Origin of the sequence: Mycobacteroides sp. CBMA 271 (assembly GCF_009729205.1) — a bacterium.
Taxonomy (GTDB): Bacteria; Actinomycetota; Actinomycetes; order Mycobacteriales; family Mycobacteriaceae; genus Mycobacterium.
On record NZ_VTHB01000005.1, the window covers coordinates 52,436 to 69,722 of the forward strand.

Consider the following 17,287-nt stretch of genomic DNA (forward strand, 5'->3'; position numbering starts at 1 on the left):
GTGGCAGCGACCGCCAATAACGCGCCTAGAGCTCAGGTCGGTTTGCCACCGAATGCATTAATGGGTTCAGGTGGGAGCGCCAAGATTACGTTGGGCGGCCAGGTTTCGAGTCTCACAGGCCCCGTTGAATGCCGGTTCAGGGGTGGCTCGTCCTCGAATTTCGCGATTGAGGTCGGCGGTGGCGGCGGTGGTCATATCGGCTCGTATTTGAATAAGCCCTTGGCGCCGCAGGTGGAATATGTGAACATCCGCAACGTCGATGGGCTGACGCTCCTTGCCAAAGGAGATGGCTCAAACGGGAATGTCACGGTGACGAAGAAGCAGGGCGGTTACGTGCTGGCGGGTTCGGGAACTGCGCTAAGAGATAGCGGGATGGAATACGACTTCGAATTCACGGTGGATGTCACCTGCCCGGAAGGGTGGGACCGGTCCCGATAGTTGCTGACGGGGCTTTTGTGACCCGTGTGAACCGGGTAGCTGGATGAGCTGGGCGACACACCCCCGACACGCCCGGGGCTGTCGGACCGTGCCCATAAACTGACCTCTCTAACGATTGACGACCGTCATGGTCGGTACGAAAGGCACGTGTGAGCTCCTCGAATTCTTCGTTCGTGCACCTGCACAACCACACCGAGTACTCGATGCTCGACGGTGCGGCGAAGATCAAGCCGATGCTTGCCGAGGTTGAGCGCCTGGGCATGACCGCCGTGGGCATGACCGACCACGGGAACATGTACGGCGCCAGCGAGTTCTACAACGTCGCCACCGATATCGGCGTCACCCCGATCATCGGTATCGAGGCCTACATCGCCCCGGCGTCGCGGTTCGACACCAAGCGCGTGTTCTGGGGCGATCCCGGCCAGAAGTCCGACGACGTGTCGGGCTCGGGCTCCTATACCCACATGACGATGGTCGCCGAGAACGCGACGGGGCTGCGAAATCTGTTCAAGCTGTCCTCGCTGGCCTCCTTCGAGGGCCAGCTGGGCAAGTGGGCCCGGATGGATGCCGAGCTCATCGCCGAGCACTCCAGCGGCATCATCGCCACCACCGGTTGCCCTTCCGGCGAGGTACAGACCAGGCTGCGCCTCGGACAGGAGGATGAGGCTGTTGCCGCCGCCGCCAGGTGGCAGGAGATCTTCGGCAGGGAGAACTTCTTCCTGGAGCTGATGGACCACGGGCTGTCCATCGAGCGGCGAGTTCGGGAGGGTCTGCTCGAGGTGGGCAAGAAGCTGGGCATCCCGCCGCTGGCCACCAACGACTGTCACTACGTCACCAAGGACCATGCCCACAACCACGAGGCGTTGCTGTGCGTGCAGACCGGCAAGACCATGTCCGATCCCACCCGGTTCAAGTTCGATGGTGACGGGTACTACCTCAAGCCCGCCTCCGAGATGCGCGACCTGTGGGACGACTCGGTTCCCGGCGCCTGCGACAACACGCTGCTGATCGCTGAGCGCATCCAGCCCTACACCGACGTCTGGAGCTTTAAGGACCGGATGCCGGTTTTCCCCGTGCCCGAGGGGGAGGACCAAGACTCCTGGCTGCGTAAGGAAGTCGATCGCGGTCTGGAGCGACGTTTCCACGGCATCGCCGGCGGAGTGCCCGAGGAGTACTTCACCCGCGCTCACTTCGAGCTCGACGTCATCAAGCAAAAGGGTTTCCCTGCATACTTTCTCGTCGTCGGCGACCTTGTCGCGCATGCCAAGGAGGTTGGCATCCGTGTTGGCCCGGGCCGTGGTTCTGCCGCGGGTTCGCTCGTCGCATACTCGCTCGGAATCACCAACATCGACCCGATCCCGCATGGACTGCTCTTCGAGCGCTTCCTCAACCCGGAACGCCCGTCGGCGCCCGATATCGATATCGACTTTGACGACCGCCGCCGCGGTGAGATGGTCCGCTATGCCACCGATAAATGGGGCAGCGACAAGGTTGCACAGGTCATCACCTTCGGCACCATCAAGACTAAGGCGGCCCTGAAGGATTCGGCGCGAATCCACTACGGCCAGCCCGGTTTCGCGATCGCCGACCGCATCACCAAGGCGCTGCCCCCGCCCATCATGGCCAAGGACATCCCGGTGTGGGGTATCACTGATCCGGAACATGAGCGGTACAAGGAAGCCGCCGAGGTACGCACCCTGATCGACACCGATCCGGATGTGCGCACCATCTTCCAGACCGCGCGCGGCCTGGAAGGGTTGATCCGCAACGCAGGCGTACATGCCTGTGCGGTCATCATGAGTTCGGAGCCGCTCACCGAGGCGATCCCGCTGTGGCGCAGGGCGCAGGACGGCGCCATCATCACCGGCTGGGACTACCCGTCGTGTGAGGCCATCGGTCTGTTGAAGATGGACTTCCTGGGCCTGCGCAACCTCACCGTCATCGGCGACGCGCTGGACAACATCAAGGCCAACCGCGGCGTCGACCTGGACCTGGACCATCTGCCGCTAGAGGACGCGGCGACATACGAATTGCTTTCCCGCGGTGACACTCTCGGCGTATTCCAGCTCGACGGCGGACCCATGCGTGACCTGCTGCGCCGTATGCAACCTACCGGGTTCAACGACATCGTGGCGGTGCTGGCGCTGTATCGCCCCGGCCCGATGGGCATGAACGCGCACAACGATTACGCCGACCGCAAGAACGGTCGCCAGCCGATCAAGCCGATCCATCCTGAACTAGAGGAGCCGCTCAAGGAGATCCTGTCCGAGACCTACGGCCTGATCGTCTACCAAGAGCAGATCATGTTCATCGCCCAGAAGGTCGCCTCGTACTCGATGGGTAAGGCCGATGCGCTCCGAAAGGCCATGGGTAAGAAGAAACTTGAAGTGCTGGAGGCCGAGTACAAGGGCTTCTACGAGGGCATGACCAACAACGGCTTCTCGGAAAAGGCCGTGAAGGCGTTGTGGGACACCATTCTTCCGTTCGCCGGGTACGCGTTCAACAAGTCGCACGCCGCCGGGTACGGCCTGGTGTCCTTCTGGACCGCGTACCTCAAGGCCAACTACCCGGGCGAGTACATGGCCGGCCTGCTCACCTCGGTGGGTGATGACAAGGACAAAGCGGCGATCTACCTCGCCGATTGTCGCAGGCTGGGGATCACGGTGCTGCCGCCGGATGTCAACGAGTCGGTGCACAACTTCGCCTCGGTGGGGGAGGACATCCGCTACGGGCTTGGCGGTGTGCGCAACGTCGGCGCCAATGTGGTGCAGTCGCTGATCGCGACGCGGGAATCCAAAGGCAACTTCACCGATTTCTCTGATTATCTGCACAAGATCGACATCGCGGCCTGCAACAAGAAGGTCACGGAATCGCTGGTGAAGGCGGGAGCCTTTGATTCCCTGGGGCATTCGCGCAAGGGGCTGTTCCTGGTGCAGTCCGATGCCGTCGACTCGGTCCTCGGCACCAAGAAGGCCGAAGCGATGGGGCAGTTCGACCTGTTTGGGGGTGCTGGCGACGACGACACCGATGCCTCTTCTGTCTTCGCTATCAAGGTCCCCGACGACGAGTGGGAAGAGAAGCACAAGCTGGCTCTGGAGCGAGAGATGCTGGGGCTGTACGTGTCCGGGCATCCGCTCAACGGGGTAGCGCACCTGCTGGGCCGTCAGACCGACACCCAGATCCCCACGATCCTCGAAGGTGATATCGCCAACGACACCCAGGTGCGGGTGGGTGGCATCCTGGCCTCGGTGAACCGTCGCGTGAATAAGAACGGAATGCCCTGGGCGTCTGCGCAGTTGGAAGATCTCACCGGTGGTATCGAGGTGCTCTTCTTCCCGCAGTCTTACTCGGTGTACGGCGCGGAGATCGCCGATGACGCGGTGGTGCTGGTCAGCGCGAAGGTGGCGATTCGGGATGACCGTATCTCCCTGATCGCTAATGATCTTGTGGTGCCAGACTTTTCGCAGGCCGCCGATGACCGTCCGGTCGCGGTGACCATGCCGACGCGGCAGTGCACCATCGACAAGGTCACCGCGCTCAAGCAGGTGCTGGCACGCCATCCCGGCACCAACCAGGTTCATTTGCGCTTGATCAGTGGCGAGCGCGTCACCACCCTGGAACTGGATCAGACGCTGAGAGTGACGCCGTCATCGGCGTTGATGGGTGATCTCAAGGCGCTGCTCGGGCCGGGCTGCCTGGGCGGCTGACCTAGCGCCGGGCGCCCGTCCACGGCTGCTCATTGCGTTCGCGCCGCTCGGCTTCGTCGGAACGGTCCTTGGCCCACTGTTGCTCGAACGTCAACCCCGGGCGCACGCTGGGGATGCGATTCATTGCTCCGCTGAGCCAGCGGGGCGGCACGTCCGGTTCCCATTGCGGCAATGCGGTGCTGAGCGAATACATGGTCTTGAGAACGACGAAGACCCCGAATAGTGCGGAGGGCGCATCGGTTGCGGCGACCGCGAACATGCCGAAGATCAGGGTGAGGTGTACGACGGCCACCCGTAAGAAGCCGCGACTGGCCATCACCTCGAGCTGCCAGAACGACCAGCTGCGCAGTCCGCGTAGATCAACCAGGAAGTCGACGGCCAGCACCACGAACACCTGTATGCATCCGATTCCCACACTGCGCCAGTCGATTCCGATCAATGCTCCTTGGCCGTTGTGATGGAGTAGAAACAGGATCATTCCGAGGAAGAATCCGTGCGCGGCCGAAAAGACGAGGGTCGAGAAAAGGAACCCCCCAACGAACGATGTTTGAGTGGAGGGGCCCGGACCGGGTCCCTGGTACTTGAAGTGTCCACGGCGCGGATTCCACCGTTTGTGCAGCACGGCCCGCTGCGCGATGAACAGGGATGCCACTACGGTCTCGAACCAATAGACCAAAAGTGTGGTGCCGGCCGTCCATCCTCCGACGAACCAGCCGGTCAGCGGAATGGCATTGACGGCGATCATCGCCACCAGATGAAGGATCCGATTCACTGCTAGCTCAGAATGTTGACGGCGCGGGCAAGCACCAGCGCGACGGTGGAGAGGGCCACCATTGATTGCAGCGTCATCAGCATCTTCGCCCACCGCGACATCGGCATGGTGTCGGTCGGGGAGAACGCCACCACGTTGGTAAAACTCACGTACAGATAGTCGGGGAACTTCGGGCGCCAGTTCGGAGGTGCGAGTTCAGGATTGGCCATCTGCGGAAACATGAAGTCGGGGTGTGGCCGCTCGGTGGTGTGGCGCGCGAAGGGCCCACCGCGGTCGAACTCCCAGTACCACATGCCGAAGACGATCACGTTGGTAATGAAGATCGCCAATCCGCTGCCGAGAAGTACCCGTGGGTTGTCGCCCATTTGGCCAGACACGATTCGGTAATCCAGCAATGCCGCCGAGGTGGTGTTGTCCACGGTGATCGCGGCGATCAGGAGATAAGTGGCCCATCGTCCGAGGGTGGTCGAGCGAGTGAGCCTGATCGGATTGAGGACCACCAGCACAATCAACAGCGCGGACTCAAGGACGGGCAGTGGCCACCGCGGTGTCAGATTGAACTGTGCGGGGATGGCCAGCTGGAGGCCAATAGCGGCGATGAGTGCGAGGAGAACCGGTATCCGGCTCTCGGGCGCTCCCGGACGCAGCCATGACGGAAGATGCTTCTCGGCCGCCAGGACATCCTCGGTCATCTCATGAGCAAGTCGCTCCACGCGGTGACCGCTGTGTGATCCGTCAGAAGACATGGGGATTTATTACACCCCGGGGTGGGGTTTCGCTCAGTGAATGAGCGAGCCTGTGAGCCAGACGAAGCTGGCCACGGCGGCAGCCGCGAGCACGGCCGTTGACATCGAGGCCACCAGCAGCAGCGCAATCACAAACACCGCCGCACCGGCACCCAACGCGGAGAGCTTGTAGACGGGCCACGCCGCCCCGGCGACGTCCACCGACCGCACCTCATGTGCCGCGCGCTCGAAGGTCGTCATAAAAGCAGGATAGGCCTTACAGGGAAGTTCGGTCAACCGAACACTCAGATCGCGGGCAACAGAACAAGCCTCTTGGTACTTTTGGTGCAGGAGGGGAGCCTGTTGCGACGAGTTCTGAACATTTGCCTGGTCCTAGCGCTGTTGGTGTCCTGTGGACACCGCGACACGCAGACCTCGACGACGCCAGTCCCGTCGGGGCCGCCGACGTTCGCATACGTCACGGACAAGGAGCTGGTGTTAGAGCGCGCCGGAGGCGCCGTCGCTCGCGCGCCGATTCAGATCAGGGACTGGTGGTCTAGTCCACCGTCAGCGCCCGCATTGACGAGCGATGCCCGGTTTGTCTACACCCAGGCGGGCGAGAACCTGGCGGCGATCGATATCCAGTCCGGAGCTACCCGTGCCGTGCGGTGCGGCTGCGCTTTGGTTCGGCCGGGCTTCGGTAGCAACGTGACCTGGTTTGACGAGCCAAACCGGATCATGGCGCTGGATCTCGCAGACCCCGACGCCCAACCCGCGGTGCAGCGGCAGGTGGACCTGCCCGTCCTTGAGGCCGGGGAGTGGGGAACGGACACCGCAGTGATCGGGGTACGCGGACCTCAAATCTTGCTGAAGCGCCCAACGCAGCGCATCCCACAGACGTCGCATCCGATACTGACTGGCTACTCCATTCTCGCAGTGGAAGGCGACGGACCGGCGCGCCAGGTGGCCTCCGCCACGCTGTTCCCGGGCCAGATGCCAACACCGAGCCCGGACGGAAACAAGCTCGCCTTCCAAAGCTTCGTGAAGTTCGGCCGGTTCGACTTCGATTCGGAGGTCGACGTCACGGTCATCGACCTGGACACCGGCCGTATCGACAAATCGGGACCGCCGCAACCAGCGCCCGACGCAGACCACACCATTGCGGCGTCCATTCGCACTCTGTGGTGGGACACCCACGGCACGCTGACGATCGCGTTCCGGATTCGTGAATACCCCAAGCAGTCATCGACCGTTCCGTTCCGCGACCGCTCAATGGATATCTGGCAGCGCCAGCACGACGGCACATGGCACGACCTCGATTCGGGACCGGCGATTTATGTCGCACCATTGGATCCCGATATGAGCCTGGTGCTCGAGCCCGTCGAGAAATACACCTGGGGCAGCCTGTATCTGATCTTCCACAAGACACGAGCGCAGATCGCCTCACCGGTGTTCGGCGTAATCGGGGTGAATCCCAGGTAGGCGGAGCGATACAGTTGTCGGCATGCCATTAACCGGTGAATACGAACCCAGCGGAGTCGATTGGTCCCAGAAGCAGGTGGCCACGATTATCGAGAGTGGGACCACCGACGGCACCACCATCGCGGACATGCCGGTCATCCTGTTGACCTCGCTGGGTGCCAAGTCCGGCAAGCTGCGCAAGATCGCCCTGATGCGAGTCGAGCACGACGGCGAGTACGCCATCGTGGCCTCGCTCGGCGGCGCGCCCAAGCACCCCGTCTGGTACTACAACGTGAAGGAAAACCCGCTCGTCGAGCTGCAGGACGGCAGTGTCACCAAGGATTACCAAGCGCGTGAGGTGGTTGGCGACGAGAAGACGCAGTGGTGGGATCGCGCCGTCGAGGCCTACCCGCCGTATGCGGAATACCAGACCAAGACCGACCGTCAGATCCCGGTTTTCGTACTGACGCCTGTCTCTTGAGTACCGGCCAGACGGTGGTGACCGCCGCCGATATCGACGCCGCGGCCAAGCGCATCGATGAGGTAATCCATCCGACCCCTGTGCAGCATGCCGACCGGCTCTCGGCGCTCACCGGTGCCAATGTGTACCTCAAACGCGAAGACCTGCAATCGGTTCGGTCGTACAAGCTGCGCGGAGCCTTCAATCTGCTGATGCAACTCAGCGACGAGGAAAAGGCCGCCGGCGTGGTGTGCTCCAGCGCCGGCAACCACGCACAGGGTTTCGCGCTGGCCTGCAAGTCGATGGGTGTGCACGGCCGGGTCTACATTCCCAGTAAGACGCCGAAGCAGAAGCGGCAACGAATCACCTACCACGGCAATGGATTTGTGGAGCTGATCGCTGTGGGCCACGGATACGATGAAGCAGCCGAGGCTGCGATCAATGATGTCGAACGCACCGGTGCCACGTTGGTCCCACCGTTTGATGACGTGCGGACCATCGCGGGGCAGGGCACCATCGCCGCCGAGATCCTGGATCAACTCGACACGGTGCCGGACGTAGTGGTGGTACCCGTCGGAGGCGGTGGATGTGCCGCCGGGATCACCACATACCTGCAAGAGCGTGCGCCATCGGTGCGGATCGTCGGCGTGGAACCTGCGGGGGCCGCATGCATGGCCGCGGCACTGAAGGCCGGAAAGCCGGTGCCACTGGACCATGTCGACCATTTCGTGGACGGCGCATCCGTGCGGGTTGCCGGGACATTGACCCACCAGGTGCTGGCGGCCGCGGGAGATGCCGTCAGCATGATGACGGTCTCCGAGGGCGCCGTATGCACCACGATGCTGGAGCTGTACCAGAACGAGGGCATCATCGCCGAGCCCGCTGGTGCGCTGTCGGTCGCCGCGCTGTCGCAGATGCAGATCGAACCGGGATCGACCGTGGTGTGTCTGATTTCCGGTGGTAATAACGATGTTTCGCGATACGGCGAGATCCTGGAACGCTCGCTGGTGCATCTCGGGCTCAAGCACTATTTCCTGGTGGACTTCCCGCAGGAACCCGGCGCGCTGCGCCGATTCCTCGGCGACATCCTGGGGCCGAACGACGACATCACGCTGTTTGAGTACGTCAAGCGGAACAACCGTGAGATGGGTGCCGCGCTGGTGGGCATCGAGCTCAGCTACGCCGACGACCTGGACGGTTTGGTGGAGCGAATGAACGATTCCGACCTGGATATCGAACGGCTGGAACCGGATTCGGCGGCCTTCCGGTACCTGACGTAGATCGCGCGGCGTGCCGCCAACCACCGATAACGTGCCGAGAGTGCGGTTTACGGTGAGAAATCGCTAAAAACCACCGAAATCCGCACGCTCGGCGTCAGGAAACCGGACTACTAACCGCTCTTGCGCAGTACGACGAGCGCTCGGTCCTGCACCCGCACGCTCTTGCCTGCATCGACAATCGCCGAGCAACTGCCGGTCGGCTCGGCGGTGTCGAGCACCGCGGTCCACTGGGTCGCGTAGTCACCATCGGGTGTCACGAAGTCCAGCGGTTCGTCATAGGCGTTGAAACACAATAGGAACGAGTCGCCGGACACGCGCTCACCGCGCGCATTGGGCTCGGGGATCGCATCGCCGTTGAGGAAGACTGCCAGGCTTTTGCCGAACCCGCTGTCCCAGTCCGCGGTGGTCATCTCTTCTCCGGCGGGTGTCAGCCAGGCAATGTCGCGGACCTCCTCGCCCTCGCGGATCGGACGTCCTGCGAAGAACCGGCGGCGCCGAAACACTGGGTGCTTCTTGCGCAGTGCGATCACGGTTCTTGCGAACTGCAGCAGGTCTGTGTTGGTCTGGGCGTGTTCCCAGTCCATCCAGGACAGCGGTGAATCCTGGCAGTAGACGTTGTTGTTGCCCAGCTGGGTCCGACCGATCTCGTCGCCGTGCGACAGCATGGGCGTGCCCTGGCTCAACACCAGGGTCGCCAGAATGTTGCGAGTTTGACGTGCCCGCAGCGCAAGAATCTCCGGGTCCTCGGTGGGACCTTCCACTCCGCAGTTCCAGGAGCGGTTGTAGCTCTCGCCGTCCTGGTTGTTCTCGCCGTTGGCCTCGTTGTGCTTTTCGTCGTACGAGACCAGGTCTCGCAGGGTGAAGCCGTCGTGTGCGGTGACGAAGTTGATGCTCGCACTGGGTCGACGTCCGGTGGCCTCGTACAGGTCGGAGGAGCCGGTGAGCCGGGATGCGAACTCCCCGAGTGTGGCGGGCTGCCCGCGCCAGTAGTCGCGGACGGTGTCGCGGTACTTGCCGTTCCACTCGGTCCAGAGCCCGGGGAAGTTGCCGACCTGGTACCCGCCCTCGCCGATATCCCAAGGCTCGGCGATCAGCTTGACCTGGCTGACGATCGGATCCTGCTGCACCAGGTCGAAGAACGCCGAGAGTCGATCGACATCGTGTAGTTCACGGGCCAGGGTGGAGGCCAAGTCGAAGCGGAACCCGTCCACATGCATTTCGGTGACCCAGTAGCGCAGCGAGTCCATGATGAGCTGCAGCGTGTGCGGGTTACGGGCGTTGAGACTGTTCCCGGTGCCGGTGTAGTCGGTGTATCGGGCGAGGTTCTCGTCGTTGAGCTTGTAGTAGGCGCGGTTGTCGATACCGCGGAAGCCCAGCGTCGGACCAAGGTGATCGCCTTCGGCGGTGTGGTTGTAGACGACGTCCAGGATGACCTCGATGCCCGCCTCGTGCAGGGCGCGCACCATCGCCTTGAACTCGGCGACGGCGCCGCCGGCATGCGGTGAGGATGCGTACCCGGCATGTGGAGCCAGGTATCCGAAAGTGTTGTACCCCCAATAATTTCGCAGTCCGAGACCCACCAGTCGGATGTCGTGGAAGAACTGGTGCACGGGCATCAGTTCGATGGCGGTGACGCCCAGCGAATGAAGATGGTCGATCACCACCGGATGCGCCAAGCCGGCATAGGTGCCCCGGAGCTCCTCGGGAACGCCGGGATGTGTCTGCGTCATGCCCTTGACGTGGGCCTCGTAGATCACCGTTTCGTGATACGGGGTGCGTGGCTGGCGATCCGAGCCCCAGTCGAAGTACGGGTTGATGACGACGGTGGTCATGGTGTGTCCCAGAGAGTTTCGAGCGACGAGCAACTCGGTGTCTAGCGGATCGATCTGGTAGGAGAGCAGCGGCGGGGCATCGCCGGATCCATAGTCGAAGTCGCCGTGGAAGGCCTTGCCGTATGGGTCGAGGAGCACCTTGCTCGGGTCGCAGCGGTGCCCATTCTCTGGATCCCACGGGCCGTGGACCCGGAATCCGTAGCGTTGGCCAGGGGAGATGGTCGGCAGGTAGCAGTGCCAGACGTAACCGTCGACCTCGTCGAGTGGCACCCGGGTTTCGGTACCGTCCTTGGCGATTAGGCACAGCTCGACGGCGGTGGCGACTTCGGAGAACAACGAGAAGTTGGTGCCCGCTCCGTCATAGGTTGCACCGAGCGGATAAGGGCTTCCCGGCCATACCTGAAGTGGTGGCAGGGTCATGCATAGACCCTATCGGTCAATCGCCGCGATCGCGCGCATCACTGGCCCGGGGGAACGGGACGCCACCATCCGGTGGCCACGGCGATCTGCCGCCCCAGCTCCTTGGTCATGGTGCGCATGTATGTCGCCGAGATGTGGTGAGAATCGTGATACACCAATACATTTCCTTCGACCGCGCGGCACTTGTCGGGCCGGCACACCGCGCGGGTCATATCGAGGATCTTCAGCAACGGGAACTGGTTTGCGATGGCCAGCGTGGGATTCACGTCATCGAGCGCGCGGTTGCGATCCATGGCGCACGAATCGGAGTTTCCGCCCGCGGAGATGCAATCGGCCGCGGTGTAGGTGGTGCCGTCCTTGTCGATGAGCCAGGGGGTGTCGCGCATCCCCAGCACGGGGATCCCTGCCTCGTCGAAGGCGGTCCAGATTCCCAGATAGCTGTCCGGCATCACATCACCGTTACCGAAGGCCGAGCGCGGACGGGTGGTCGTGGTGAAGACGTAGTCGGGGTGTTCTGTGATGATCCGCGACATGACCTCATCGACCCACTTCTTGCAGTCCGGGTAGGGGTCGTTGGACCCGGCAATGCGGGGGACCTCTTCGGTGCTGAGCGGGCAGCCCATCTTCAAATAGGTGGTGATCTTGAAGTTGTGCTGACGCCCCAGTACGTCTAGCGCAGTGATCCAATGTTCGGCATGTGACCCACCGGCCAGGGCGATGGTGCGCTTGGCATGCGGATTGCCGTACGTACAGCTGATCACCGCGCGGTTCCGGAAATCGCTGATGCAGTCCTGTTCGGTGGTGATCGGCAGATCGTCGGAGGCTTCCAGGGTCGTGGGCCGCATCGGCAGGTCTGGTACCCGGTCGCCGTACAGCAGTGCTCCGGCACCCGGGTAGTCGCGCGGGCGCAGACCGGACAATTCCTTACCGTTGGAGCGCTGCACGGTGACGTGTTCAAGCCAGGTGAACGAGGTGGCGGTCAACGCGACCGCCATCAAGACGATTGCCGTACCCAGTGCCAGCGTGGGGCGCCGCAGCCTGACCCACATGGTGGCGGACTTGGGCGAGACCCTCGGATAGCGCAGGGGAGTCTCGACGTATTTGTTCGTCAGGTATGCCAGCGCCAGCGACACTCCGAGAATGGCGGCGCCCTCCCATAGCGTGACCTTGGGCTGGCCGCTGAAGACGAGCCAATACACCAACAGCGGCCAGTGCCACAGGTACAGCGAGTAGGCCAACGCCCCCAGCTCGACCGGCGGCCGGGTGGCGAGGAACCGATTGACCACCGGCGGGGCAGTGTCCGCGGGCAGGTGCGCGGCCGACAGGATGAGGATCAGCGTGGCCAGGACGGGCACCAGTGCCAGTGGGCCCGGGAACTCGCGCACCCCGTTGATGAGCGCGCCGCAGGACAGAATGGCCGCGAGGGCCACGATGCTGAGCACCTGACGGAGCCACATCGGCCACCGGGTGCGCGCCACGAACGCCCCCACCAGCACGCCCAGCAACAGCTCCCAGGCCCGCGCGAAGGTGTCGTAGTACGCGATGGACTGGAAGTCGAGATGGGCGTAGATCGCGTACACAAAGGAAGCGATGGTCAGGCCGGTAATCACGGTAATCAGCACGGGGCGCATGTACCGACCGAGCGGTTTGCGCAGAATGACGGCCAGCAGATAGACCAGCGCTAAGAAGCCGACGTAGAACTGTCCCTGCACCGACATCGACCACAGATGCTGCAGTGGGCTCACCGACTCGCTGGCGGCCAGGTAGTCGGCGGCGGTGTTGGCCAACTCCCAGTTCTGGTAGTAGCCCAGGCTGGCCAGGCTCTGTTCGGCGAATGTCTCCCACCTGGTTTCTGGCTGCACCAGAACGGTGAACACCGCACAGGCTGCCAACACCAGGATCAGCGCGGGGAGTAGGCGCCGGACCAGTCGTTTCAATACCGGCAGCGGATTGAGCGATGTTCCCTGTGTGGTCGCTGTGCGAAGTAGCTTGCTGCCGTAGAAAAAGCCCGAGAGGGTTAAGAAAACGTCAACTCCGCCTGATACGCGGCCGAACCACACATGAAATACCGCGACGAGAAAGATTGCCACCCCGCGCAGGCCATCAAGATCGTAGCGATGAAACCCCTTGTCGGTCTTTGGTTTTGGGGTGGCGTCCATCGCCGCGGCGGAAGGCACCTCGGGCTCGGTCACGGGTTTGGTTGCTGAGACGAAGAACATTTTCGCCCCCAATGTACCCATGGTTGCCGAGAGTCTTGTCAGTTGCGCGCCGACGGCGTGTACAGATGAGGCGAATCGCCATGCGTTGGGCGCCTATGACAGGCTCGATGACCGTGCCGAGATTGACGCCGGAAGAGGTCGGAGCCGTCGATGCCGCCCACGTGTGGCACCCGTACAGCAGGATCGGTGATCCTGACACGGCCCAGCGGCCGCTGGTGGTGACCGGCGCTAGCGGGCCCAACATCACCGTGGTGCGCGACGGCAAACCTGTAGAAGTGATCGACGGGATGAGTTCGTGGTGGGCCTGTATCCACGGCCACGGTCACCCCGTGTTGGACCGTGCCGTTACCGAACAGGTGGCGTCGATGAGCCATGTCATGTTCGGAGGACTCACCCACGAGCCCGCGGCTCGGCTGGCCCAACTGCTGGTGGAGCTGACGCCGCCGGGCCTGGAAACGGTGTTTTTCAGCGACTCCGGATCGGTGTCGGTTGAGGTGGCGATCAAGATGGCGCTGCAGTACTGGCGCAGCCTGGGGCTGCACGCCAAACATCGCCTGATGACCTGGCGTGGGGGTTACCACGGCGACACCTTCACCCCGATGAGCGTGTGCGACCCGGACGGTGGCATGCACTCGTTGTGGACAGACGTCTTAGCCGAACAGATTTTCGCCGAGCGGGTTCCGTCCACTGGGTACGACGACGAGTACATGCTTCGCTTCGAAGCGGAGTTGTCAGAGCACGCCGGCGAGCTCGCGGCCGTCATCGTCGAGCCGATAGTGCAAGGCGCCGGCGGTATGCGGTTCCACGACCCGCGCTATCTGGCCGAGCTGCGGGCCATCTGCGACAGGCACGGCGTGCTGCTGATCTTCGACGAGATCGCGACGGGGTTCGGGCGCACCGGTGAGCTGTTCGCCGCCGATCATGCCGGGGTCAGCCCCGACATCATGTGTGTCGGGAAGGCGATGACCGGCGGCTATCTGACGTTGGCTGCCACGTTGTGCACCGCGAAGGTCGCGCGCACCATCAGCGAGGGCCCCGCGGGCGCCCTCATGCACGGCCCGACCTTTATGGCCAACCCGCTCGCGTGCGCGGTGGCCATCGCATCGATTGAACTGCTGATGTCCGGGGACTGGAAGTCGCGGGTGGCCGAGATCTCGGCGGCACTGCGCGACGGTTTGGCACCCGCCGCCGATCTGGAAGGCGTCGCCGATGTGCGGGTCTGTGGAGCGATCGGCGTCATCGACATGGAGCATCCGTTGGGCACGCGCGGCATGCGGACGGCCACGGATGCGGCGCTCGATGCCGGGGTGTGGCTGCGTCCGTTCCGGACCCTGATCTACACGATGCCGCCCTACATCTGCGGCGATGACGAAATACGCCGGATCGCCGACGCGATGGTGCGCGCGGTGACGGCCGTTGGGCACATGCGCTAACCTGAACACCGTTCAGGAGAGGAGGCGCAGGTGAGTGCAGTATCACCGCTTGCCTGGTTAGGCGAGGTCGAGCGCCAGCGCGAAGCCGCCGGATTGCGTCGACGGCTCCGCACTCGCAGCGCTGCCGAACCCGAAATCGACCTGGCGTCCAACGATTATCTGGGCCTGGCATGCCACCCGCAGGTCATCGACGCCGGCGTCGATGCGTTGCGGTTGTGGGGCGCCGGGTCCACGGGTTCACGCCTGGTTACCGGCAACACCGAGCTGCATGAGGAGCTTGAGCGCGAACTGGCGACCTTCATGGGCGCCGAGTCAGCATTGGTTTTCTCCTCGGGATACACCGCCAATCTCGGTGCGGTGGTAGCGCTTTCCGGCCCCGGTTCACTGATCGTCTCCGATGCCCGCACCCACGCCTCACTGATCGACGCGTGCCGGTTGTCCCGGGCTCGGGTGGTCGTCACCCCGTATCGCGACACGCAAGCGGTCGCACAAGCTTTGGCGCAACGCCCGGAAGAGCGCGCGTTGGTGCTCACCGACTCCGTCTTCAGCGCGGACGGAGCGCTCGCACCATTGGCCGACCTGCATGCGGTCTGCCGTAGCCATGGCGCGCTGCTCTTGGCCGACGAGGCGCACGGGCTGGGTGTGCGCGGAACCGGCGGGCGCGGACTGGTCTCGGAAGTCGGTCTCGCCGGCCTCGACGATCTCGTCGTGACCGTCACTCTTTCCAAGGCCCTCGGCAGCCAGGGTGGGGCCGTACTGGGGTCCGAGTCGATTCGCGCCCACCTCATCGATGCGGCACGTCCATTCATCTTCGATACCGGGCTGGCTCCCGCCGCGGTCGGATCGGCGTTGGCGGCACTGCGCCTGATGGCCGCCGAACCAGACCGAGTGCAGGCAGTTCTCGATCACGCTGCGACGCTGGGCGATTGGTGCGGATTGGCGCACCGCCCGGAATCGGCCGTGGTCCCGGTGATCCTTGGAGATCCGCAGGTTGCGTTCAACGCCGCCAAGGCATGCCTGGAGCAGGGCGTTCGAGTGGGCTGTTTTCGTCCGCCGTCGGTTCCTGACGGGCAGTCGCTGCTGCGCCTGACGGCCCGCGCCTCCCTGACCGACGCCGATATGGAGCGTGTGCGCGAGGTGCTCTCCGACGTATTGGCACTGGCCCGTCGGTGACGGTGCTGCTGGTCACCGGAACATCGACCGGAGTGGGGAAGACCGTGGCGACGGCGGCGCTGGCCGCGGCGGCCGTCAGCCAGGGCATCGAGGTGACGGTGTGCAAGCCGGTACAGACCGGCGATGACCGCGACGCCGACGAGGTGGCCCGTCTGTCCGGTGTGGCGAGGGTGGAGACGTTCGCGTCCTACCCGGAGCCGCTCTCGCCGGTGGCGTCCGCGAACCGCGCCGGTATGCGGCTGCTGGATCGCGCGGAGATGACGCAAGCCATCGACGGGCTGGATCGTCCGGGCGCACTGACCCTCGTGGAGGGCGCCGGGGGACTGTTGGTCGAGCTGGGCGCCGACGGGGTGACCCTGCGCGATCTGGCGATCTCGCTCGAAGCGCCAGTGCTGGTGGTCACTACGGCCGATCTCGGAACGCTCAACCACACCGCCTTGACGATGGAAGCTCTTGCCGCGCAATCAGTTCCCTGCGCTGGGCTGGTGGTGGGGAGCTTCCCGGCGGAACCGGACTTGGCGCAACGGCTCAACCGAGAGGACCTGGCGGTTCACTTCAAGACGCCGATGCGTGCGGTGATTCCGGAGGGGGCCGCACGGCTGACGCCGGCGGTGTTCGCCGAGCTGAGCGTCGGGCTCTTCGAGCCCCAGTGGGTGGCTGAGCTAGCGATTCCTAGCTGACCGGGCTGGCCTGACGCGCGAGCTGGCCGATCCCGTCGACGAGAAGACGTACACCGAAACCGAATTGCGCGGTGGGGTCGGTCAGTCCCGTCGCGGCTGTGTCCCCCCCGACGAGTGACTGACTATCGCCGAGCGCCCCGGCCGAGTCCCATTGCAGCCGGGACTGTTCATCGGCGACGTAGCCCAGGACGTAGTAAACGATGCTGCGGGCGGCGAGCCCGGCGGGCACCGCGTGAAGTCCAGCGTTGACGGCCGCGTCGGCGAGGCGATCGAGCACCGTGATCATGTGGGATGTCTGTCCGGAGGCGAAACTCGCCGACACGAGTTCTGCGCCATCCTTATGGGACAGTAGTGCGTTGCGCAGGGCGGTACACAGAAACTCGATACGCAGCTGCCAGGCCACGCCGCGAGGATCCGTTTCGGCCAATGGCGCCAGCACATGATCGGCGACCGCGCCCAGCAGCTGCTGCTTGTTGGCGAAGTGCCAGTACAGGGCGCTAGGCGCGATATCGAGCTCGCGGGCCAAGCGGCGCATCGTCAAATCCGCAATCCCGTAGTCATCGAGAATCGCGGTGGCCCGGCGCACCAGGTCGCTTCGGTTGAGGGGAGCAGCGCGCCCCTTGTTTGGCTCAGTGATGGCCATACTCTAACCTGAACACCGTTCAGGATTGAGACCGTCAGCGACAA

The 17,287-nt window shown here is 63.8% G+C and carries 14 protein-coding genes; 8 read left to right on the plus strand and 6 right to left on the minus strand.

Annotated elements, in window-relative coordinates:
- Both FZI91_RS14015 and dnaE read left to right on the plus strand, forming a co-directional pair.
- Positions 1 to 438, plus strand: coding sequence for a lipoprotein LpqH (locus tag FZI91_RS14015; protein WP_162526473.1), 438 nt, complete (start codon positions 1 to 3; stop codon positions 436 to 438).
- A gap of 149 nt (positions 439 to 587) precedes the next feature.
- Positions 588 to 4,145: a DNA polymerase III subunit alpha gene (dnaE, locus tag FZI91_RS14020; RefSeq protein ID WP_162526472.1), complete on the plus strand. Its 3,558-nt coding sequence runs from the start codon at positions 588 to 590 to the stop codon at positions 4,143 to 4,145.
- A 1-nt stretch (position 4,146) separates the two neighbouring features.
- Here dnaE and FZI91_RS14025 read toward each other — a convergent pair whose 3' ends face one another.
- The 3 genes from FZI91_RS14025 to FZI91_RS14035 form a co-directional block, all read right to left on the minus strand.
- Positions 4,147 to 4,917, minus strand: a complete 771-nt coding sequence (locus FZI91_RS14025; protein ID WP_162526471.1) for a DUF6498-containing protein — start codon at positions 4,915 to 4,917, stop codon at positions 4,147 to 4,149.
- Between the two features lie 2 nt (positions 4,918 to 4,919).
- Complete coding sequence (locus tag FZI91_RS14030) at positions 4,920 to 5,609, minus strand: hypothetical protein (protein WP_239001884.1); 690 nt, start codon at positions 5,607 to 5,609, stop codon at positions 4,920 to 4,922.
- Between the two features lie 87 nt (positions 5,610 to 5,696).
- Positions 5,697 to 5,903, minus strand: coding sequence for a hypothetical protein (locus FZI91_RS14035; protein WP_155939633.1), 207 nt, complete (start codon positions 5,901 to 5,903; stop codon positions 5,697 to 5,699).
- A gap of 84 nt (positions 5,904 to 5,987) precedes the next feature.
- Here FZI91_RS14035 and FZI91_RS14040 point away from each other — a divergent pair, with 84 nt between their 5' ends.
- Genes FZI91_RS14040 through ilvA form a run of 3 tightly spaced genes read left to right on the plus strand, consistent with a single transcriptional unit; the run spans position 5,988 to position 8,843 of the window.
- Positions 5,988 to 7,124, plus strand: coding sequence for a hypothetical protein (locus FZI91_RS14040; protein ID WP_162526470.1), 1,137 nt, complete (start codon positions 5,988 to 5,990; stop codon positions 7,122 to 7,124).
- Positions 7,125 to 7,146: 22 nt separating this feature from the next.
- Positions 7,147 to 7,584 carry a nitroreductase family deazaflavin-dependent oxidoreductase gene (locus FZI91_RS14045; RefSeq protein ID WP_155939635.1) on the plus strand — a complete coding sequence of 146 codons (438 nt, stop codon included), beginning with the start codon at positions 7,147 to 7,149 and terminating at the stop codon, positions 7,582 to 7,584.
- Positions 7,585 to 7,601: 17 nt separating this feature from the next.
- Entirely contained in the window at positions 7,602 to 8,843 is a 1,242-nt protein-coding gene (ilvA, locus tag FZI91_RS14050; protein ID WP_162526475.1) for a threonine ammonia-lyase IlvA, read from the plus strand.
- A gap of 110 nt (positions 8,844 to 8,953) precedes the next feature.
- Here the strand turns inward: ilvA and glgX are convergent, their stop codons facing one another.
- Together glgX and FZI91_RS14060 are read right to left on the minus strand one after the other, a co-directional pair.
- The gene (glgX, locus tag FZI91_RS14055) at positions 8,954 to 11,095 is read right to left on the minus strand and encodes a glycogen debranching protein GlgX (RefSeq protein ID WP_155939637.1); all 2,142 of its coding nucleotides are present in this window, start codon (positions 11,093 to 11,095) and stop codon (positions 8,954 to 8,956) included.
- 38 nt (positions 11,096 to 11,133) lie between these two features.
- Positions 11,134 to 13,314, minus strand: coding sequence for an acyltransferase family protein (locus tag FZI91_RS14060; RefSeq protein ID WP_155940070.1), 2,181 nt, complete (start codon positions 13,312 to 13,314; stop codon positions 11,134 to 11,136).
- Positions 13,315 to 13,436: 122 nt separating this feature from the next.
- On the opposite strand from FZI91_RS14060, the gene FZI91_RS14065 reads away from it, so the two are divergent.
- Genes FZI91_RS14065 through bioD form a run of 3 tightly spaced genes read left to right on the plus strand, consistent with a single transcriptional unit; the run spans position 13,437 to position 16,600 of the window.
- The gene (locus FZI91_RS14065) at positions 13,437 to 14,747 is read left to right on the plus strand and encodes an adenosylmethionine--8-amino-7-oxononanoate transaminase (RefSeq protein ID WP_203448860.1); all 1,311 of its coding nucleotides are present in this window, start codon (positions 13,437 to 13,439) and stop codon (positions 14,745 to 14,747) included.
- 30 nt (positions 14,748 to 14,777) lie between these two features.
- The gene (locus FZI91_RS14070; protein ID WP_162526469.1) at positions 14,778 to 15,920 is read left to right on the plus strand and encodes an 8-amino-7-oxononanoate synthase; all 1,143 of its coding nucleotides are present in this window, start codon (positions 14,778 to 14,780) and stop codon (positions 15,918 to 15,920) included.
- On the plus strand, positions 15,917 to 16,600 hold the full coding sequence (gene bioD / locus FZI91_RS14075) for a dethiobiotin synthase (RefSeq protein ID WP_162526468.1): 684 nt from the start codon (positions 15,917 to 15,919) through the stop codon (positions 16,598 to 16,600). Before FZI91_RS14070 ends, bioD begins: the two co-directional genes overlap by 4 nt.
- Here bioD and FZI91_RS14080 read toward each other — a convergent pair.
- Positions 16,593 to 17,243, minus strand: a complete 651-nt coding sequence (locus FZI91_RS14080) for a TetR/AcrR family transcriptional regulator C-terminal domain-containing protein (RefSeq protein WP_155939638.1) — start codon at positions 17,241 to 17,243, stop codon at positions 16,593 to 16,595. The genes bioD and FZI91_RS14080 overlap by 8 nt on opposite strands.
- Between the last annotated feature and the right edge of the window lie 44 nt (positions 17,244 to 17,287).

Coding starts and splice junctions, on each gene's coding strand:
- FZI91_RS14030 (WP_239001884.1), bottom strand. CDS start 5,609: ATGACCGAGGATGTCCTGGCGGCCGAGAAGCATCTTCCGTCATGGCTG.
- FZI91_RS14035 (WP_155939633.1), bottom strand. CDS start 5,903: ATGACGACCTTCGAGCGCGCGGCACATGAGGTGCGGTCGGTGGACGTC.
- FZI91_RS14045 (WP_155939635.1), top strand. CDS start 7,147: ATGCCATTAACCGGTGAATACGAACCCAGCGGAGTCGATTGGTCCCAG.
- glgX (WP_155939637.1), bottom strand. CDS start 11,095: ATGACCCTGCCACCACTTCAGGTATGGCCGGGAAGCCCTTATCCGCTC.
- FZI91_RS14060 (WP_155940070.1), bottom strand. CDS start 13,314: ATGTTCTTCGTCTCAGCAACCAAACCCGTGACCGAGCCCGAGGTGCCT.
- FZI91_RS14080 (WP_155939638.1), bottom strand. CDS start 17,243: ATGGCCATCACTGAGCCAAACAAGGGGCGCGCTGCTCCCCTCAACCGA.